General features: G+C 68.8%; 17 protein-coding genes. 15 read left to right on the top strand and 2 right to left on the bottom strand.

Annotated elements, in window-relative coordinates; all coding sequences use genetic code 11:
- The first annotated feature begins 429 nt into the window (after positions 1 to 429).
- The 3 genes from ATO4_RS04765 (at position 430) to ATO4_RS04755 (ending at position 4,556) form a co-directional block, all read left to right on the top strand.
- A complete protein-coding gene (locus ATO4_RS04765; protein ID WP_083590272.1) occupies positions 430 to 1,713 on the top strand; it encodes an outer membrane protein transport protein in 1,284 nt (427 codons plus the stop codon).
- Between the two features lie 286 nt (positions 1,714 to 1,999).
- Positions 2,000 to 3,724 (top strand): dihydroxy-acid dehydratase, encoded by a 1,725-nt coding sequence (gene ilvD, locus ATO4_RS04760; protein ID WP_083590271.1) that lies wholly within the window; start codon positions 2,000 to 2,002, stop codon positions 3,722 to 3,724.
- Entirely contained in the window at positions 3,711 to 4,556 is an 846-nt protein-coding gene (locus ATO4_RS04755) for a tetratricopeptide repeat protein (protein ID WP_083590270.1), read from the top strand. The genes ilvD and ATO4_RS04755 overlap by 14 nt, the downstream gene beginning before the upstream one ends.
- 123 nt (positions 4,557 to 4,679) lie before the next feature.
- Here ATO4_RS04755 and xth read toward each other — a convergent pair whose 3' ends face one another.
- Positions 4,680 to 5,462, bottom strand: a complete 783-nt coding sequence (gene xth, locus ATO4_RS04750) for an exodeoxyribonuclease III (protein WP_083590269.1) — start codon at positions 5,460 to 5,462, stop codon at positions 4,680 to 4,682.
- An 8-nt stretch (positions 5,463 to 5,470) separates the two neighbouring features.
- The gene (gene erpA / locus ATO4_RS04745; protein WP_083590268.1) at positions 5,471 to 5,812 is read right to left on the bottom strand and encodes an iron-sulfur cluster insertion protein ErpA; all 342 of its coding nucleotides are present in this window, start codon (positions 5,810 to 5,812) and stop codon (positions 5,471 to 5,473) included.
- A 177-nt stretch (positions 5,813 to 5,989) separates the two neighbouring features.
- Between erpA and ATO4_RS04740 the strand changes: the two genes are divergently transcribed.
- The 12 genes from ATO4_RS04740 (at position 5,990) to ATO4_RS04680 (ending at position 19,967) form a co-directional block, all read left to right on the top strand.
- Entirely contained in the window at positions 5,990 to 7,204 is a 1,215-nt protein-coding gene (locus ATO4_RS04740; RefSeq protein ID WP_083590375.1) for a deoxyguanosinetriphosphate triphosphohydrolase, read from the top strand.
- A 166-nt stretch (positions 7,205 to 7,370) separates the two neighbouring features.
- Positions 7,371 to 9,116 (top strand): arginine--tRNA ligase, encoded by a 1,746-nt coding sequence (gene argS, locus ATO4_RS04735; RefSeq protein WP_083590267.1) that lies wholly within the window; start codon positions 7,371 to 7,373, stop codon positions 9,114 to 9,116.
- Positions 9,117 to 9,208: 92 nt separating this feature from the next.
- Positions 9,209 to 11,530 (top strand): SPOR domain-containing protein, encoded by a 2,322-nt coding sequence (locus tag ATO4_RS27615; RefSeq protein ID WP_210191022.1) that lies wholly within the window; start codon positions 9,209 to 9,211, stop codon positions 11,528 to 11,530.
- 158 nt (positions 11,531 to 11,688) lie between these two features.
- The gene (gene nagZ / locus ATO4_RS04720; protein ID WP_083590264.1) at positions 11,689 to 12,708 is read left to right on the top strand and encodes a beta-N-acetylhexosaminidase; all 1,020 of its coding nucleotides are present in this window, start codon (positions 11,689 to 11,691) and stop codon (positions 12,706 to 12,708) included.
- A 181-nt stretch (positions 12,709 to 12,889) separates the two neighbouring features.
- Positions 12,890 to 14,014, top strand: coding sequence for an ABC transporter ATP-binding protein (locus ATO4_RS04715; protein WP_245308573.1), 1,125 nt, complete (start codon positions 12,890 to 12,892; stop codon positions 14,012 to 14,014).
- Positions 14,015 to 14,055: 41 nt separating this feature from the next.
- A complete protein-coding gene (locus ATO4_RS04710) occupies positions 14,056 to 14,289 on the top strand; it encodes a twin-arginine translocase TatA/TatE family subunit (protein WP_083590262.1) in 234 nt (77 codons plus the stop codon).
- Positions 14,290 to 14,391: 102 nt separating this feature from the next.
- Entirely contained in the window at positions 14,392 to 14,970 is a 579-nt protein-coding gene (gene tatB, locus ATO4_RS04705) for a Sec-independent protein translocase protein TatB (protein WP_083590374.1), read from the top strand.
- Positions 14,967 to 15,782, top strand: coding sequence for a twin-arginine translocase subunit TatC (tatC, locus tag ATO4_RS04700; RefSeq protein WP_083590261.1), 816 nt, complete (start codon positions 14,967 to 14,969; stop codon positions 15,780 to 15,782). Before tatB ends, tatC begins: the two co-directional genes overlap by 4 nt.
- A gap of 49 nt (positions 15,783 to 15,831) precedes the next feature.
- Positions 15,832 to 17,109: a serine--tRNA ligase gene (gene serS / locus ATO4_RS04695; RefSeq protein WP_083590373.1), complete on the top strand. Its 1,278-nt coding sequence runs from the start codon at positions 15,832 to 15,834 to the stop codon at positions 17,107 to 17,109.
- 3 nt (positions 17,110 to 17,112) lie between these two features.
- Positions 17,113 to 17,868: a 5'/3'-nucleotidase SurE gene (gene surE, locus ATO4_RS04690; protein ID WP_083590260.1), complete on the top strand. Its 756-nt coding sequence runs from the start codon at positions 17,113 to 17,115 to the stop codon at positions 17,866 to 17,868.
- Positions 17,865 to 18,512, top strand: coding sequence for a protein-L-isoaspartate(D-aspartate) O-methyltransferase (locus ATO4_RS04685; RefSeq protein ID WP_083590259.1), 648 nt, complete (start codon positions 17,865 to 17,867; stop codon positions 18,510 to 18,512). The genes surE and ATO4_RS04685 overlap by 4 nt, the downstream gene beginning before the upstream one ends.
- A 162-nt stretch (positions 18,513 to 18,674) precedes the next feature.
- On the top strand, positions 18,675 to 19,967 hold the full coding sequence (locus tag ATO4_RS04680) for a peptidoglycan DD-metalloendopeptidase family protein (RefSeq protein WP_176222860.1): 1,293 nt from the start codon (positions 18,675 to 18,677) through the stop codon (positions 19,965 to 19,967).
- Positions 19,968 to 20,034 lie beyond the last annotated feature (67 nt).

Genomic DNA, 20,034 nt, shown 5'->3' with positions numbered 1-20,034 from the left:
CCCTGCGCCGCGGATCGGCGCGGCCAACCGTCAGTCGCATTGACGTAACCGTCAGCCAAGACGTTTTTGATGTTTCGTTGCGGGCTGATGGACAATTCTTGCGCGCCCTGACGCTTACGTATTCGTAAGCCCGGATTCTGTCACATTTCCGCCACGCAGCATGCGGAATTGCGCGACGGAGGGGGTGATTTGATCCTCCCATCATACGGATTGGCGCCGAGACGTGAAGCAGACTTGAGTAAAATTCCCGATCGTTGTCGAAAAGTTCTGCTTCGGACCTCATGATTTGCATTATAGATCAGCAAACCCGTTGCGGATGGCGAGTATCATCCATGTATCCATCTCGTCAGTTTTGCACTAGGCTGCAGGGATTGGATGACGCCATGCAACGCCGAGACAGGCCGGGCGTCGGAAGAGTGGGGGGAATTCATGTCCATCAATCGTAAAAGCCTATCGATCGCAGCCGTCCTCGCGGCAGCCACCTGCAGCAGCGCCCTGGCCGGCGGCTTCCAGCGCGGCACCGCCGACACCGACATCCTGTTCGAGCCCGGCACCGTCAACACCCGCGCCAGCATGACCTACATCGATCCGCAGCGCGGCTTCACCTCGGTGAATGGCGCCGACGTCGATGGCGGCGACTACACCGGCGACTACACGATCCCGAACTATTCGATTTCGCTCGGCAACGACGTCTTCGGCTGCGCCGGCACCGCGACCGAATCCTTCGCCGGTGAATCCGACTATTCGGGGCTGCCTGGCGAGGCGCTGCCGATGCAGGTCAGCTCGACCCAGAGCACCTCGAACGCCGACCGGCTCGACTTCGCCACTGCGACGGCAACCTCGCGGACCCAGCGGCTGGCCTTCGATTCCACCGAACTCGGCCTGACCTGCCGGGTGAGCTATGCCGCGGACAGCGGGCGCTACAGCCTGCTCGGCGGCGTCTTCGTCGAGGACTTCCACTTCGAGGGCACGAGCCTCGGCACCCGCTATCCGGCGCCCGGCGTTCCGATCGCCGCCGTCACCAGCCGCATCGATGTCGAGAGCGACGGCGACTTCAAAGCCGGCTTCCGCATCGGCGCCGCCTACGAGATCCCCGAGATCGCCCTGCGCGTCCAGGCCATGTACCGCTCGGAAGTCAAGCACGACGAGATCCAGGGCGACGGCACCGTGACGATCCTGAGTTCGCTGCTGCCGACGCTGCCGGCAGGCACCGTGATCCCGGTGCAGTCCTTCCTCAGCGAGGCGACCAGCCCGCAGTCGCTCGAGATCAAGGGACAGACCGGCATCGCGCCCGGCTGGCTGCTGCTCGGCTCGTTCCGCTGGACCGACTGGTCGACCAACGAGGTCTCGGTCAACACCATCTCCAGCCCGCTGATCGGCACGACCTCCTCCTACGCGCCCTATCACTGGCGCGACGGCTACACCGCGCAGATCGGCGTCGGCCATGCCTTCAACGAGCAGATCTCCGGCGCCATCGCCGTCGGCTACGACCGCGGCGTCTCGACCGGCGCGGAGACCACCTATACCGACCTCTACACCCTGTCGGGCGGCGTCTCGTTCAAGGCCAACAAGATGGCCGAGCTGCGCTTCGGCGGCGTCCTCGGCTACTGGACCGACGGCGACCAGTCGATCTCCGAGGGCAGCTACTACAACGCCACCGTCGGCGACGATTTCGTCTACGGCGTCAACGCGTCGATGCGCTTCACCTTCTGACCGGCCGGCGGCTCAGGGCCACCGGCATCCGGCGTCTTCCCGCAAGGGATCCAGCCATGAAACGGGGTGCGCCAACGCGGCGTACCCCGTTTCGTTGGGGGCAGAAGGTTCCGCCGGTTTCTTGCGAAAGATGCCGTGTGATTTCGCAGCAACACTATTGCAGGCTTGCACCGGCTATAGTCGTGGCGACGGTGCAGGCGCCCCGTTGCCGCCACAAAACACCGTCACCTCGATCCTCAAGCCGTGTTCCTGGCGGAGGAATCGGTGAGATGACGAGGGGGATATCATGGACGCGAACAGGATCGACAAGTCACGGCTGCCCAGCCGTCACGTGACCGAAGGTCCGGAGCGCGCGCCGCATCGGTCCTACCTCTACGCCATGGGCCTCACCGACGTCCAGATTCACCAGCCGCTGGTCGGCGTCGCGACCGCCTGGAACGAGGCGGCGCCCTGCAACATCTCGCTGCAGCGCCAGGCCCAGGCGGTCAAGAAGGGCGTCGCCGCCAATCGCGGCACGCCGCGCGAATTCGCCACCATCACCGTCACCGACGGCATCGCCATGGGCCATGCCGGCATGAAGTCCTCGCTCGCCAGCCGCGACGTGATCGCCGATTCGGTCGAACTGACCATGCGCGGCCATTCCTACGACGCGATGGTCGCCATGGCCGGCTGCGACAAGAGCCTGCCGGGCATGATGATGGCGATGATCCGGCTCAACGTGCCGTCGATCTTCATCTATGGCGGCTCCATCCTGCCGGGCCGCTACAAGGGCCGCGACATCGTCGTGCAGGACCTGTTCGAGGCGGTCGGGCTGCATTCGGTCGGCAAGATGGACGACGTGACGCTGGACGAGATGGAGCGGGTCGCCTGTCCCTCGGCCGGCTCCTGCGGCGGCCAGTACACCGCCAACACCATGGCCATGGTCGCCGAGGCGATCGGCCTCGCGCTGCCCTACAGCTGCGGCGCGCCGGCCCCTTACGAGATCCGCGACGCCTTCTGCTCGAATGCCGGCGAGCAGGTGATGGAGCTCCTGCAGCAGAACCTGCGCCCGCGCGACATCGTCACCCGCAAGGCCTTCGAGAACGCCGCCATGACGGTGGCCGCGACCGGCGGCTCGACCAATGCCGCCCTGCACCTGCCGGCCATGGCGCACGAGGCGGGGATCGAATTCGACCTCTTCGACGTCGGCGAGATCTTCCGCAGGACGCCCTATATCGGCGACCTGAAACCCGGCGGCAAATACGTCGCCAAGGATCTCTTCGAGGCCGGCGGCATCCCGCTGGTGATGAAGGCGCTGCTCGACGGCGGCTTCCTGCATGGCGACTGCATGACCGTGACCGGCAAGACCGTCGCGGAGAACCTCGCCAATGTGAAGTGGAACCCCGACCAGGACGTCGTGCGCACGACCGCGAACGCGATCTCGCCCACCGGCGGCGTCGTCTCGCTGCGCGGCAACCTCGCCCCCGACGGCGCCATCGTGAAGGTGGCTGGCCTGAAGAACCTGCGCTTCGTCGGCCCGGCCCGGGTCTTCGACAATGAGGAAGAGTGCTTCCACTGCGTCGACAAGCGGGAGTTCAAGGAAGGCGAGGTGCTGGTGATCCGCTACGAGGGGCCGAAGGGCGGACCCGGCATGCGCGAGATGTTGTCCACCACCGCCTCCCTCTACGGCCAGGGCATGGGCGACAAGGTGGCGCTGATCACCGACGGGCGGTTCTCGGGCGCGACGCGGGGCTTCTGCGTCGGCCATGTGGGCCCGGAGGCGGCGGTCGGCGGCCCGATCGCGCTGATCGAGGATGGCGACATCATCACCCTCGACGCCACGACCGGCGAGATCTCGGTCGATGTCAGCGAGGAAGAATTCGCCCGGCGGCGGGTCGGCTGGACCGCCCGTGAGACCGAATATCCGACGGGAGCGATCTGGAAGTATGCGCAGCAGGTCGGAACGGCGCGCAAGGGAGCGGTCACCCATCCGGGCGGCACCGCGGAAAAGCACTGCTATGCGGATATTTGAGCGGCATCTCCTGGCGTTCGCCCTGGCGGCGGCGACGCTTCTGTCGTGCGGCCAGGGCGTCCTGGCGCTCGACCCGGACGCCAAGGTCAATCCCGACGCCGGGCCGCTGGAGCTGTTCTCCTTCGGCTTCAAGGCCTATCAGCGCGGCGAGAAGCTCGAGGCCTTCGAGGCCCTGCGCTACGCCGCCGACAAGGGCCATCCCGGCGCGCGCTGGAAGCTTGGGCGGATGTATGCCGAAGGCGACGGCGTGCCCGAGAACGACTACGAGGCGTTCAAGATCTTCGAGCAGATCGTCCGCGACCAGGAGGACGAGAACGGCAGCTATTCCAACGCCGCCTATGTCGCCAGCGCCGTCGTCGCGCTCGCCGACTACCTGCGGCTCGGCATCGCCGACAGCCCGGTGACCGCCGACCTGCCGCGGGCGCGGCAGTTCTACTTCCACGCCGCCTCGTTCTTCGGCGACGCGGAGGCGCAGTTCGAGCTCGGCCGGATGCTGCTCTATGGCGAGGGGGGCCGCGCCAATCCCCGCCAGGCGGCGCGCTGGCTGAACCTTGCGGCCGAGAAGGGCCATGTCGGCGCCAAGGCGCTGCTCGGCTACCTGCTCTTCGACGGCAAGAAGATCTCGCTCAGGCCCGAGCCCGTCCGCGGCCTCGCCATGCTGACCCTGGCGCTGCGCCAGGCCGGCGCGAGCGACCAGCAATGGATCCGCCCGCTGCAGGAGGAGACTTTCTCCGTCGCCAGCGAGGACGTGCGGCGCGAGGCGCTCGCGCGCGCCGACGAGCAGGGGCTGCCGGCACCCGCGACGGGTCCGGTGGCGAGCGCCAAGAACTGAGCCGCCGAGGCCGAGCCCGAGACGCTGAATTCCGGCGATGGCGTCGAAGCGGCGGAGCGCGTCGGTGCCGCGTCGCCGGCGTCGGGATGACATGTCAGGAGTGGCCGGATTGCCCGGTCGCCGTCAGGCCGCGAGCTGGATCATCACCGGCACGTGGTCCGAGGGCTTTTCCCAGCCGCGCACGTGGCTTTCGATGCCGACCGAGACCAGACGGTCCTGCACTTCCGGCGAGACCAGCAGGTGGTCGATGCGGATGCCGTCGTTCTTCTGCCAGGCGCCGGCCTGATAGTCCCAGAAGGTGTAGGTCTTCTCGGCGTCCGTCGTCGCCCTCAAGGCATCGGTGAGGCCGAGATTGACGAGGCGGCGGAAGGCTGCCCGGCTTTCCGGCTGGAACAGCGCGTCGCCGGCCCAAGCGGCGGGCCTTGCGACGTCGATGGGCATCGGGATAACGTTGTAGTCGCCGGCGAGGACGAGATCGTCCTCCTCGGCGAGGCGCGCGCCCGCATGGGCGATCAGCCGCTCCATCCAGGCGAGCTTGTAAGGGAATTTCTCGGTGCCGAGGGGATTGCCGTTCGGCAGGTAGATCGAGGCGACGCGCAGCCGCCGCCCGCCGATCTCCCAGAGGCCCTCGATGTAGCGGGACTGCTCGTCGGCGTCGTCACCCGGCAGGCCGCGCATCACCGCGGATGGCGCGACCTTCGACAGCAGCGCGACGCCGTTGAAGCCCTTCTGGCCGTGGGTCTCGACATGGTAGCCGAGCGCCTCGATGGGGCCGCGCGGAAAAGTCTCGTCGACGCTCTTGATCTCCTGCAGGCAGGCGATGTCCGGCGAGGCGGCCTCGAGCCAGGCGCAGAGCGAATCGATCCGCGCCTTGATGCCGTTGATGTTCCAGGTGGCGATCAGCATCCGGCCGGTCAGACCGTGAAGGACGTGCCGCAGCCGCAGGAGGCGACGGCGTTCGGATTGCGGATCTGGAAGGACTGGCCCATCAGGTCGTCGACGAAATCGACCACCGAGCCCTCGAGATAGACGAGGGACACCGGATCGACGAGGACGCGGGCGCCGTCCCGCTCGATCACCAGGTCGTCGGCCTCGCGGCCTTCGGCGAGGTCGTACTTGTAGGAGAAGCCCGAACAGCCGCCGCCCTCGACCGAGATGCGCAGGCTCGGCTCGCCGCCGCTCTTGGCAAGGATGGCGTTGATCCGCTTGACCGCGCTGTTCGACAGGGTGACCGGCTGGGAAAGTGTCTCGCTCATGGCCTCGTCGACGCCGCGTTGCCGCCGGCGCCGCTCCTTGTTTGAGTCAGGACCATTAGTTATGGACGCGAGGCGACCCGGTCAATCGCCGAAGGGCAGGAGAGGCGCAGACGCATGGCCGCGAGCACGATCATCGGCCCGGTTCCGGGCCAGGCAGGGGGCCCGCCCCGGAGCCGGATGCCGGGCGAAACTCCGGCCGGGCACTCCGGCCGGGCGATCTTCGCCGAGGATCCCGCCCGCTCGCGCGGCCGGCTGGTGCCGGAGGGCTCGAGCCCGACGCGCACGCCGTTCCAGCGCGACCGGGACCGGATCGTCCATTCCGCCGCCTTTCGCCGGCTTAAGCACAAGACCCAGGTCTTCGTGCCCTATGAGGGCGACACCTACCGCACCCGGCTGACCCATACGATCGAGGTGTCGCAGATCGCCCGGGCGCTGGCGCGGGCGTTTCGGCTCGACGAGGACCTGACCGAGGCGGTGGCCCTCGTCCACGATTTCGGCCACACGCCCTTCGGCCATGCCGGCGAGCGGGCGCTCGACCGGCGGATGCGCGAGTTCGGCGGCTTCGACCACAATGCCCAGTCGCTGCGGATCGTCACCGCGCTGGAGAGCCGCTATGCCGATTTCGACGGGCTGAACCTGTCTTTCGAGACGCTGGAGGGGCTGGTCAAGCACAACGGCCCGCTTCTCGGCCCGCATGCCGGGGCCGACGGGGGAGAGGTGCGCCCGGTGCCGAAGCCGATCCTCGACTTCGACGCGGTCCTGCCCCTCGGCCTCGACCGCTTCGCCGATCTGGAAGCGCAGGCCGCCGCGATCTCCGACGACATCGCCTACAACACCCACGACCTCGACGACGGCTTGCGCGCCGGGCTGATCGATCTCGCCGACATCGCGGAGCTCGACCTCGCCGGCTCGATCCACCGGGAGGTCAAGGCGAAGTATCCGGGCCTCGACCCGTCCCGGACGATCCACGAGATCATGCGCCGGCACATCACCCGGCTCGTCGAGGACGTCATCGCCACGACGGGGCAGGGGCTCGAGGCGCTGCAGCCGCGAAACGCCGACGACGTGCGCGATGCCGGCCGGCAGATCGTCCGCTTCTCGCCGCAGATGGAGGCGGCCGTCGACCAGACCCGGCAGTTCCTGTTCCACCGCCTCTATCGCTGCGAGAGCGTGATGGTGGTGATGCGCGAGGCCGAACGGGTGGTCGAGGCGCTGTTCGACCGGTTCTGCGAAGAACCCGAGCTGATGCCGCGGGACTGGTCGAGCGGCCTTGCCGAGCTCTCCCAAGAGCGGCTGATGCGGCGGATCGCCGATTATCTCTCCGGCATGACCGACACCTATGCCATCGGCGAGTATGAGCGCCTGTTTGACGCGGTGCCGCAATTGCGCTAGCCGCCGGGGCTCATCATTTTGGTCGCAGGTGCCAGGTCGTCGGCCAGCGCCGCCCGTGGCGGCATCGCTCGACGCTCTTCGCCGGTGCCGCGCCGACGGGCGAGGGCGGCGCCTGCTGCGGCGATCCGGCGCAGACAGCCCGGCAGGCCGTTGAGAGGATTGGTCGATGAACGTCTTTGCCGACTTCGAGAACCGCGTGAAGCGGGCGGTGGAGCCGCTCCTGCCGGCGGGCGCCGACATCGACCTGTCCCGCCTGACAGTCGAGCCGCCGCGCGACGCCGCCCATGGCGATCTCGCCACCAATGCCGCGATGGTGCTGTCGAAGAGCCTCGGCATGAAGCCGCGCGACCTCGCCGAACAGATCGCCGCGAGCCTCGGCGCGGATCCGGACGTCGCCAGCGTCGCCATCGCCGGGCCGGGCTTCATCAACCTCACCCTCGAGCGGACCTTCTGGACGGGGCATCTCGCCGCGCTTCTTGGCGCCGGCAGGCAGTATGGCCGGGGCGCCGCGACGGGCCGCAAGGTCAATGTCGAATATGTCTCGGCCAATCCGACCGGGCCGATGCATGTCGGCCATACGCGGGGCGCCGTCGTCGGCGACGTGATCGCCCGGCTGGCCGCCTTTGCCGGCGACGACGTCACCAAGGAATATTACATCAACGACGCCGGCGAGCAGGTGAACGTTCTCGCCCGCTCGGCCTTTCTGCGCTACCGCGAGGCGCTGGGGCAGGAGATCGGCGAGATTCCGGCGGGCCTCTATCCCGGCGACTATCTGAAGCCGGTGGGCGCGGCGCTGGCGGAGGAATTCGGCGATGCGCTGCTTCGCCAGGACGAGGCCGAATGGCTGCCGGTGGTCAAGGACCGGGCGATCGACGCCATGATGGCGATGATCCGCGACGACCTGAAGACGCTCGGCGTCGAGCATGACGTGTTCTTCTCCGAGCGCACGCTGCATGCCGGGGACGGCGGCAAGATCGCCGAGGCGATCGCCGATCTCAGGGACAAGGGCTTCATCTACCAGGGCACTCTGCCGCCGCCGAAGGGCCAGCTTCCCGAGGACTGGGAGGACCGCGAGCAGACGCTCCTGCGCTCCACCGAGGTCGGCGACGACCAGGACCGGCCGCTGGTGAAGTCCAGCGGCGCCTATACCTATTTCGCCGCCGACGTCGCCTATTTCCGCGACAAGTACGAGCGCGGCTTCTCCGAGATGGTCTATGTCCTCGGCGCCGACCATGGCGGCTATGTGAAACGGCTGGAGGCCGTCGCCAAGGCGATTTCGGGCGGCGCGGCACGGGCCGACTGCGTCCTGTGCAACCTCGTCAAGCTCTACCGCGACGGCGAGCCGGTGAAGATGTCGAAGCGCTCCGGCGACTTCGTCACGCTGGCCGAGGTGGTCGAGGAGGTCGGGCGGGACCCGGTGCGCTTCATGATGCTCTATCGCAAGAGCGACGCGCCGCTGGACTTCGACTTCAAGAAGGTGACCGAGCAGTCCAAGGACAACCCGGTCTTCTACGTCCAGTACGCCCATGCCCGCGCCGCCGCGATCTTCCGCCAGGCGGGCGAAGTGAACATCGCGGTCCCGGACTATGCCGGCGCCGATGCCGCCATGCTCGACGGTCTCGCCGATGTCGGCGAGATCGGGCTGATCCGCAAGCTCGCGGAATTTCCGCGGCTCATCGGCCAGGCGGCGGATGCCAAGGAACCGCACCGGCTGGCCTTCTATCTCAATGATCTCGCCGCCGCCTTCCACGCCCAGTACAATCGCGGCAAAGACTTGCCCGACTTACGGTTTGTTAACCAAGCTGAGCCAAGACTGTCGGTTGCGAGGCTAGGACTCGTCAAAGCGGTCGCGACCGTCCTCTTCATCGGTCTGGATCTGATCGGCGCCGACGCGCCGGACGAAATGCGCTAGGGCATCACGCTTTGGCCAATTTCCTCGCCTAGCCATCGGATTTGTGAGGGATGGGGCCTTCACGCGGGGATTGAGCGGGGATTTTCATGTCGATGGGGGACCTCAACGGTTCCGCCCGCAAGGGCGGTCAGGCGTTCGATGCCGAACTCGATGACCCGTTCGAAGAGCTGGCGCGCATTCTCGAGGCGCCGATGAAGGCGGAGGCGCAGGCCGCCGCCGCGCCCGTCGCGCCTCCTGTTGCCGAACCGGCCGTCGCCGCGCCCCCAGCACATGTTCATCAGGCTCCGGTTGCCGCCCATCACGCTCCGGTTGCCGCCGTGGCGCAGGAGCCCAGCCAGCCAGCCGCTGGCGTTGCCGCCGAGACGGACGTCGACGACGACGGCTTCGAGAGCGCCTTCGACGAAGGCGCGATAAGCGCGGCGCTCAGCCAGGAACTGGCCGACGCGCTGGATCTGGCGGCTTCCGATTTCGGCGACGCGGCTCTCGACGACACCGTCGGCCCGGTTGCCGCCCCGACTGCCGCCGCCGCGCCGGTCGGCCCTGCGCCGCGGCATGAGCCGGCGAGCGTCGCAGCGCCCGCGGCCGAGCGTCCTGCCGCGAGCGCCGTCCCGGCGAAGGCCGCCGCAGCCCCGGCCAAGGCCCCGGCTCAGGTAGCCCCGGCCAAGGCCCCGGCTGAGACTGCTTCACCGCAACCCGCACCCGCGCCTGCCGCGCCTGCCGCACAAGCACCTGTCGCAGCCGCGCCTGCCGCAGCGGCGGCGGGGCTGGTCGTCTCCTCCTTTGCCAGCCGGATCGGCCAGAAAGGCCCGGCACCGGCACCGGCCGCGGCACCGCGCGCTGTGCAGCCCGCCGTGACCGCCAAGCCCGCCGTGACCGCCAAGCCGGCGGCGGCGGTCAAGGCGGCGCCGCCGGCAGCGGCGAGCGCGGGCGCCACGGCCGCCGGCTTCGACCAGGGATTCGAGCAGGCGCTGCGCGGCCTGTCCGAGCCGGCCAATCCGCGCCAGGCGACGATCCATCACACCGAGGCCTTCGCGCCGGACCGCCAGCTGGCGGCCGACGAGACCAGTGCCGAATCGCAGATCTTCGACGACTTCGACGAGCTGATCGCCAGCGAACTCGCGGCCATCAAGCAGGAGGCGCCGCAGGCCGCCAAGGTCGAGGAACAGGTCGCGGGCGACCCGTCCTTCGACGGGGCGCAGTGGCCGTCCGGCTTCGGCGCCGAAGGCGCGAACCAGCCCGGCTCTCCCTATGCCGACGACGACGACATGCGGGCAGTCCGCCCGAAGGCCGCCGTCGCGGCGGCGAGCCTTGGCGGCCGCAGCAGCTTCGTCGGGGCGGGGCTCGGCGCCATCGCGCTGATGCTCGCCGCGGGCGGTGCCTATGTGTTCCTCGGCTCAGGCTCGGGCGTCGTCGACGACGGATCCGTGCTGATCGTGCGGGCCGATCCCGATCCGGTGAAGGTGAAGCCGGAGAATCCGGGTGGCCGCGAGGTGCCCAACCAGAATCAGATGGTCTACAGCCGGGTCGAGAGCGGCGATGCGATCGTGACGCCGGAGCAGAAGCAGCTGGTCAGCGCCCAGGAGGTGCCGATGGACCTGCCGACGGAAAGCGCCGACCTGTCCGACCTTCCCGGCGTCGAGATCGGCATCGGCTCGGCCAATGCCGCCGAGCGGCCGGCAGAGACCGCCCAGGCGGCCGACGTCTACAGCGAGGCGTCGCCGATCGCGGTGCTGTCGCCGCGGCGCGCCCGGACCTATTCGGTGCGCGCCGACGGAACCCTCGTCGTCGGCGACGGGGGATCGGGCGAGGCGGCCGAGGATCCGCGCGGCCGCGGCCCGCTCATCGACGCGGCATCCCGGCCGGTCGACCTGTCGCAGGTGGCGGGCGGGGAAGCAGCGGCCGGGGTGGCCGGCGAGATCCCGGCAGCGGCCGATCAGGACATCGTCGGCGTGCCGGCGCCGAACATCCCGGTGCCGACGCTGAGGCCGGGTTCGACCCGCAGCGAGACCGCCCGGCCGGTTGCGGCGTCTCCGGCGCCCGCGACGCAAGGCCGTCCCGACGACATCCAGACGGCGGCGCTGGAGGCACAGCCGAGCCAGGCCCAGATCCAGCCGGTCCAGCCTCAGCCGGCCGATACGCAGGCGCAGCCGGCTGCCGCTGCTCCGACGCATGAGGGCTATTACGTCCAGATCTCGTCGCAGCCCTCGCGCGAATCCGCCGAAGCCTCCTCACGCAATCTCGGCCAGCGCTACAGCGGCGTCATCGCCGGCCGCAACGTCGTCATCCAGTCGGCCGACATTCCCGGCAAGGGCACCTATTACCGGGTCCGCGTTCCGGTGGAATCCAAGACGGAAGGCGCACAGCTTTGCGGCGACCTGAAATCCGCCGGCGGCAGCTGCTTCGTGTCGCGCTAGGCCTCGGCGGCGCAACGCTGCTCGGCCGTCTCGCCGCAGACGGCGGGTGGCCTTTTTCCCGACATGGCGAGACACCGGCGGATGGAAGCGATCTTCCGTCCGGCGGCCCCCTTTCCGACGCTCACTCCGGCGCGGATGATCACGAGACGAGACCGAGGATGACTGGTTCGAAAGCCTGGATCGCCGCGCCTGCCGGCCTGACCCTCTCCCAAGACGAGCGCCGCTTCTTTGCCGACGAGCGGCCCTGGGGCTTCATCCTGTTTGCCCGCAACATCCAGTCCGGGCGGCAGGTGGCCGATCTCGTCGCTTCGCTGAAGGAGATCGGCGGGCGGGCGACGACGCCGATCTTCATCGACCAGGAGGGCGGCCGAATCAATCGCCTCCGCCCGCCGCTGGCACCCGCCTATCCGGCGCCGGCGGCGATCGGTGAGCTGTTCGCCGCCGACCGCAGGGCCGGCGAGCGTGCCGCCTGGCTGCAGGGCCGGCTGCTCGCCGCCGACGTCATGGCCTATGGCATCAACGCCGACTGCGTGCCCTGCCTCGACGTGCCCGTCGCGGGCGCCCATTCGGTGATCGGCGACCGCGCCTACGGGCTCGACGCCGACACCGTCGCGACCCTTGGCCGGGCCGTCGCCGACGGGGCGATGGCGGGCGGTGTCCTGCCGGTGATGAAGCACGTGCCGGGCCATGGCCGGGGCAACGCCGACAGCCATCACGAACTGCCTCGGGTGGACGCGCCCCGCGCCGAACTCGCCCGCACCGACTTCGCCCCCTTCCGGGCGCTCCACACGCTGCCGGCGGCGATGACCGCGCACATCCTCTACACCGACATCGATCCCCGCCATCCGGCGACCCTGTCGAAGATCGTCATCGATTCGGTCATCCGGACGGAGATCGGCTTCGACGGGCTGCTGATGAGCGACGACATGTCGATGAAGGCGCTGTCCGGCGATCTCTACGACCTGTCGGCCGCCGCCCTGATGGCCGGCTGCGACGTCGTCCTCCATTGCAACGGCGACATGGCGGAGATGCGCCGGGTCGCCAGCGCCGCGCAGCCGCTCAGCGGCGACGCCAGGCGCCGGGCCGAGGCCTGCGAGGCGGTCATCGCGCGGTCACACGACACATCGACGGACGGTCTCCGCGCCGAATACGACGCGTTGATGGCCCGGGTCGGCTGAGCGCTCGCCGGCGGCAGTTGCACCGATGCTGGCGAGCCGCTAGGCAAAGGGGGCAGCGGCGGATCGTCCCCCGGTCCCGGCAGGGCAGGGGGCGGCGAGCGCCGGTTTCATCCACCGGGACGATCGCGACTCGCGTTGGCAAGCGGACCGCATCGGGAACGGTCCAGCCATCGGGCGAGGCGTGCGCGTAACCCCCCTTCCAGAATTGCAGCCGGCCGAGGCGGTGCGGACCCGCACCAGCGCCGGCGTGAGCATTGCCGCCAGCCTCGCCTTCGAGAATGTCGGCCACCGGGTCGGCTCGACGGAAATCCTGCGCGACATCAGCATCGAGGCCCAGCCGGGCGAGGTGCTCTGCCTGCTCGGCCCGTCCGGATCCGGCAAGACGACGCTGCTGCGAATCGCGGCGGGGATCGAGCGGCCGACCTCGGGCCGGCTGCTTCTCGGCGGCCGCGAGATCTGCGGGCCGAACACCTTCGTGACGCCGGAAAAGCGTGGCGTCGGGCTGATGTTCCAGGACTTCGCCCTGTTTCCCCACATGACCATCCTCGACAATGTCCGCTTCGGCCTCAGCGCCCTGAAGGCGGCGGCGGCGAAACGCGAGGCGATGGCGGCGCTCGGCCGGGTGGGTCTCGACCATGCCGCCGACAACTATCCGCACATGCTGTCGGGCGGCGAGCAGCAGCGCGTGGCGCTGGCGCGGGCGCTGACGCCGCGCCCGTCGGTGCTCCTGATGGACGAGCCGTTCTCGGGCCTCGACAGCCGGCTGAAGGACGTGGTGCGGACGGATACGCTGCAGATCCTGAGGGAGGCCCGCGCCACCGCGATCATCGTGACACACGATGCCGAGGAGGCGATGCGCCTCGGCGATCGCATCGCGCTGATCAAGGACGGCAGGCTGGTCCAGATCGGCACGGGGGCCGAACTCTACGGCCGGCCGGCCAATCTCTTCGCCGCCGGATTCTTCTCCGAACTCAACGTGATAGCGGGCGAGGTGCGGGGCGGCCGGGTGGTGACGCCGCTCGGTCCCGTCGCGGATTCGCCATCATCGGACGGTAGTCCCGTCACCGTGGCATTGCGATTGAGCGGACTGCGGCTCAACGAGCGCGACAGCGGCGTCCATGGCCGCATCGTCGCGCGGCGGTTTCTCGGCGGCGTCGACCTGATGACCGTCGCGGTCGAAGGGCTCGACCAGCCGCTCCGCTCCCGGATGCGGGCGGGCCTCGTACCGGAAAATCAGCGGGACGTCGTCGTATCCATTGATCCGCAGGACGTTATCGTGTTTGAAAAGACGAACGACGATCGCTAGCTACGTGAGATGCGATCAACGCGCTCGAGGGAGACAAGGGTATGGGTAGCTTCAGCATTTGGCACTGGCTCATCGTTCTGGCCGTCGTGCTGCTCCTGTTCGGTCGTGGCAAGATCCCCGAGCTGATGGGTGACGTCGCGAAGGGCATCAAGAGCTTCAAGAAGGGCATGTCCGACGAGGAGAGCGAGGCGAAGACCGCCGAGCGCCGCTCGCTCGACGCCCACGACGGCGACGTGGTCTCGCGCGACGTCAAGACCGAAAAGACGGTTGGTTGAGCCGAACTTGGACGGGTGGCGCCGCTGCGGACGCAGCGGCGGATTTTTCCTCGAAGTCGTAACGCCCCGCGGCGAACGACGTCCCCAGGCAGTTGAGTAGTGCTGTTCGATCTCGGCTGGTCCGAACTCTTGGTGATCGCGGTGGTCCTCGTGGTCGTCGTCGGGCCGAAGGATCTGCCCGGAATGCTGCGCACCTTCGGCCGCGTCACGCGGCAGATGCGGGCGATGGCCGGGGATTTCCGTCGGCAGTTCGACGATGCGCTGAAGGAGGCCGAGCTCGACGAGGTCCGCAAGGGCATCGACGACGTCCGGTCCCTCGATCCGCGCAATTCGATCCGCGAAGCGATGAACCCGATGAAGGCGATCGGCGACGACATCCGCTCGTCGCTGAACAGCGCCACCGCGTCTCCGGCGCCCCGCGTGCCGTCCCGCGACGATGCGCCGGTGCCCGAGGGCGAGCCGGCCAAGACCGCAGCCGTCGAGGCCGGCGCGCCTGCCGCGACGGGCGGCGAGACGGGCAGGAACGGGGCGCAGGCGAAGGCCGGAGCTTCGGGCGGCGAGATCGCTGATCCGGGCACCGGCACATCAGCGTCCCAGTCCTCCGAGGCCCGGTCTTCCGAGCCCCAGTCCTCCCAAGATGGCAGTCGCGACAGCGCCGAGAAGGCGAGGGACGTAGCGTGAAGACTCGCGACGACGACATCGAGGCGTCATCGGCGCCGCTGATCGAACATCTGGTGGAGCTGCGCAAGCGACTGATCTGGTCGATCGTCGGCTTCTTCATCGCCTTCCTGATCTGCTTCTACTTCGCCAAGCCGATCTTCAATTTCCTCGTCATTCCCTACCAGACGGCGACCGACTGGGCCGGGTTGCGGGGGGACCAGGTGCGGCTGATCTACACGGCGCCGCAGGAGTTCTTCTTCACCCAGGTGAAGATCGCGGCCTTCGGCGGCCTCTTCCTGGCCTTCCCGGTGATCGCCACGCAGATCTACCGCTTCGTGGCGCCGGGGCTGTACCGCAACGAGCGCGGCGCCTTCCTGCCCTATCTGGTGGCCACGCCGGGGCTGTTCCTGCTCGGTGCGTCGCTGGTCTACTACTTCTTCACCCCGATGGTGATGTGGTTCTTCCTGTCGATGCAGCAGACCGGCGGCGGCGGCGAGGCGAGCATCGAGCTGCTGCCGCGGGTGTCGGAATACCTGTCGCTGATCATGACGCTGATCTTCGCCTTCGGGCTGGTCTTCCAGCTGCCGGTGGTCGCGACGCTGATGGTGCGGGCTGGCATGACGTCCTCGCTGGGCCTTGCCGCAAAGCGCAAATACGCGATCGTCATGGCCTTCATCGCCGCCGCGATCCTGACGCCGCCGGACCCGATGTCCCAGATCGGTCTTGCCCTGCCGACGATCATTCTCTACGAGATTTCCATTCTGGCGGCGCGGATGATCGAGAAGAAGCGGGCGGAGCAGACGCCCGAGAGCGAGGCCCCGACGCAAGCCTGACCATGGCTTGCCCGGCCCGATCTCCCTCGCCGCCGACGACGAGGGAACGATGCTCGATATCAAGTGGATCAGGGACAACCCCGCCAAGTTCGACGCGGCGCTGGCCAAGCGCGGCGCTCCGGCGGCGGCGATGGACATCATCAAGCTCGACGAACGCCGGCGCGACCACCTGAAGATCCTCCAGGATCTGCAGAACCGCCGGAACGAGGCCTCCAAGGAAATCGGCAAGGCCAAGGGATCGGGCGACAACGCCCGCGCCGACGCGCTGATCGAGGAGGTCGGCACGCTGAAGGCCGAAATCCAGGAGGGCGAGGAGACCGAGCGGCGGATCGACGCCGACCTCGAGGACGTGCTCGCGCGCATTCCGAACGTGCCGCTGGACGACGTGCCGGTGGGCGAGGACGAGGCCGGCAACGTCGAGATCCGGCGGGTCGGCGAGCCGCCCCGGATGAACGACGCCAAGGAGCATTTCGAGCTCGGCGAAGCCCTCGGCATGATGGAGTTCGAGCAGGCGGCGAAGATTTCGGGCGCGCGGTTCACCATTCTCAAGGGCCAGCTGGCGCGGCTCGAGCGGGCGCTCGGCCAGTTCATGCTCGACCTCCACACCGGCGAACACGGCTACAGCGAGACCGCCGTGCCGCTCTTGGTGCGCGACGAGGCGCTGTTCGGCACCGGCCAGCTGCCGAAGTTCTCCGAGGATCTGTTCCACACCAACGAAGGCCGCTGGCTGGTGCCGACGGCCGAAGTGCCGCTCACCAACCTTGTGCGCGAGCGCACCCTCGACGCCGCCGAACTGCCGATCCGCGTCACCGCGCTGACGCCCTGCTTCCGCTCCGAGGCGGGGGCCGCCGGCCGCGACCAGCGCGGCATGCTGCGCCAGCACCAGTTCTACAAGGTCGAGCTGGTGTCGATCACCGACGAGGAGAGCTCGATCGCCGAGCTCGAACGGATGACGGCCTGCGCCGAGGAGGTGCTGAAACGTCTCGGCCTCGCCTACCGCGTGGTGACGCTGTGCACCGGCGACATGGGCTTCGGTGCCCGCAAGACCTACGACATCGAGGTCTGGCTGCCGGGGCAGGGTACCTATCGGGAGATCTCCAGCTGCTCGGTCTGCGGCGACTTCCAGGCCCGGCGGATGAACGCCCGCTACAAGATCGCCGGCGAGAAGGCCCAGCGTTTCGTCCATACGCTGAACGGCTCGGGCGTGGCGCTCGGCCGGGCGCTCATCGCGGTGATGGAGAACTACCAGAACGCCGACGGCTCGATCACCGTGCCGGAGGCGCTGCGGCCCTATATGGGCGGGATCGAAACCATCGCGGCGACCTGACCCATGCGCATCCTGATCACCAATGACGACGGCATCGATGCGGACGGCCTCGCCGTCCTGGAACGGGTCGCCCATGCAATGTCGGACGACGTCTGGACGGTCGCGCCGGAGACCGACCAGAGCGGCCTGTCGCACTCGCTGACGCTGTCCTCGCCGCTCCGGCTGCGCAGGCTCGGCGACAAGCGCTTCGCGGTCCGCGGCACGCCGACGGACTGCGTCATCATGGCGGTGCGCAAGGTGATGGACGGCCTGCCGGATCTCGTCCTGTCCGGCATCAATGCCGGGCAGAACATCTGCGAGGACGTGAGCTATTCGGGCACCGTCGCCGGCGCGATGGAGGGCATGATGCTCGGCATCCGCTCGATCGCCCTCAGCCAGGCCTTTGCCCCCGGCAGCGACCGGGAGGCGCTGTGGAACACCGCCGAGGCGCATGCGCCGGCGGTGATCGAGAAGCTGGCGGGCTTTCCCCTGCCGCCGGGCCATCTCCTCAACGTCAACTTCCCCGCCGTCGAGGCCGATGCCGTCGCCGGGATCGCGGTGACGCGGCAGGGCAAGCTCGACTATTCGCTCGGCATCGAGGAGCGACGGGACGGCCGCGGCTTCCCGTATTTCTGGCTGAAGTTCGGGCGACAGGTCGGGCCGGACGTCGCGGAATCCGACATCGCCGCCCTGCAGGCCGGGATGATCTCCGTCACGCCGCTGCAGCTCGACCTGACAGCGGAAAGCCTGCGCGGACAACTCGCCGACGCGCTCAGATGACGCCGGATCCCGATCGCGAACGGCTCGCGGAGTTCCTCGTCAGGCTGCGGGGGGAGCCGCATCTGGCGCCTGCCGTGTTCAACGCCGTGGAAAGCGTGCCGCGGCGGCTGTTCCTGCCGGCCGGCATCGACGATCCTTATGAGGATCGCACGGCGCCGATCGCCTGTGGCGAGACGATGCCCGGCGCGCTGGCGGCGGTGCGCATCGTGGCCGCGCTGGAGCCCGAGCCCGAGCAGCGGATCCTCGAGATCGGCACCGGCAGCGGCTACGTCACCGCGCTGCTCGCCCGGATCGTCGGCCACGTCACCACCTTCGAGCGCTATCGCCGGCTGCTGAAGGCCGCCGCCCAGCGCTTTCGCGATCTCGGCATCAGCAACGTCACGCCGATCTTCGAGGATGGCCGGGACGGATTTGCGAGCGGCAGCCCCTACCATCGCATCGTCATCCACACTGCCTTCCCCGCCCCTCCCAAGCAGTTCCTCGAGCAGCTCGGCGTCCATGCCTCGCTGATCTGTGCCATCGGCCCGGGCGACGGCGAACAGATGCTGGTCCGCCTGCGCAAGGTCGGCAGCCGCTTCGAACGCGAGGATCTCGGCCCGGTGCGCTACCAGCCGATCGCCTTCGGCAAGGCCGACGTCCTGTAGCCGAAATGCCGCGAGGAGAACTTCCCTCGGCAGAATTCGCCTTTCTGGCAGGAGACTTAACCGGGTAGTAAGATTAACGCGCTTCAATGTTCCTCGAAGAATCCATTGCCTACCGAAGGAACTGTGATGCGCTTACCCGTGTTGAGTCGCTTGCACCGAGGCATGTTCGGTTCCGTCGCCGCGCTCTCCATGGCGGGCCTGCTTGCCGGCTGCAGCGGTGACGTCGCGCGGTTCGACGACGGCTTCTACACCGGAGCCGTACCGCAGACCGTGCCCGTGCAGCCGTCGCCCCAGAGCCAGCCCTATCCCGGCGCCGTCGACGGCACCACGACCGGAGCCATCGCTCCGGCCGGTGGCGGCTATCTCGGTGGTCCGCAGCCCTCCGCCTATCCGTCCTCCGGGACGATGCAGCGCGGCCAGCTGCCGCCGCCGTCCGAGCCGACCTACCGGAGCCAGGGCTCGGACTACCGGAGCCGCCAGACCAGCGACATGCGCTCGGAGCCGGTCCGCTCCGCGCAGACGAGCGACATGCGCCAGCCGGAGGCGCGCGGCAGCGATGACCGTTCGCCCGCCCCGGCGAGCCGCGGCGCGCCGCCGACCACCCTGCAGCAGCAGGCCGCCCAGATCGCGACGCCGCAGTCGCGTCCGTCCAACGAGTCCCGCGCCACCCCCCCGGCGCGCCAGGAGACCGGGCGCGGTGCGGCCGGGAACGTCACCGTCGCCTCCGGCGACACGCTGAACGGGATCGCCCGCAAGGCCGGCGTGTCGGCCGACGCGATCCGCCAGGCGAACAATCTCGATTCCGACACGATTCGGCTCGGCCAGACGCTGATGATCCCGGCCGGCGGCAGGATGCCCGCCGCAAAGCCGGCCGAGACGACGCAGGTGGCGGACGCTCCTGCGGCGAGGACGCGAGCGCCGGCGAAGGTGGCCGAGGTCCAGACGCCGGCGAAGTCGGACGTCGCAGCCAAGAGCGGCCGGATCGCCACCCCGGCGCCGGCCCTCGACACCACCGCGACCGGCTCGGTCAAGCAGGAAGTCCAGGAGCAGGTGGCGGCGGTCGCGCCGAACTCCACCGGCATCGACCAGTTCCGCTGGCCGGTGCAGGGCCGCGTCATCAACCGCTACGGCGAGAAGGTCGACGGCCGACGCAACGACGGCGTCAACATCTCGGTGCCCCGCGGCACGCCGGTCAAGGCCGCCGAGAACGGCGTCGTCATCTATGCCGGCGACGGCCTCAAGGAATTCGGCAACACCGTCCTCGTCAAGCACGACAACGGCCTCGTGACGGTCTACGGCCACGCCGACAAGCTGTCCGTCAAGAAGGGCGACGACGTGCGGCGCGGCCAGGTGATCGCCCAGTCCGGCATGAGCGGCGACACCGAAATCCCGCAGCTGCATTTCGAGGTCCGCAAGAACTCGACGCCGGTCGATCCGATCAAGTATCTGCAGTAGGCCCGTCCCCAGAGGGGCCCGAACACGATCCGGACGCGGGCGACCGCTCGTCCGGATCGTCGTCGTC

The organism is Aurantimonas sp. 22II-16-19i (genome assembly GCF_002088275.1).
In the GTDB taxonomy this organism is placed as follows: Bacteria; Pseudomonadota; Alphaproteobacteria; order Rhizobiales; family Rhizobiaceae; genus Jiella.
Note: the sequence above shows the minus strand (reverse complement) of the source record. Positions and strands in the feature narration are given on the sequence as shown.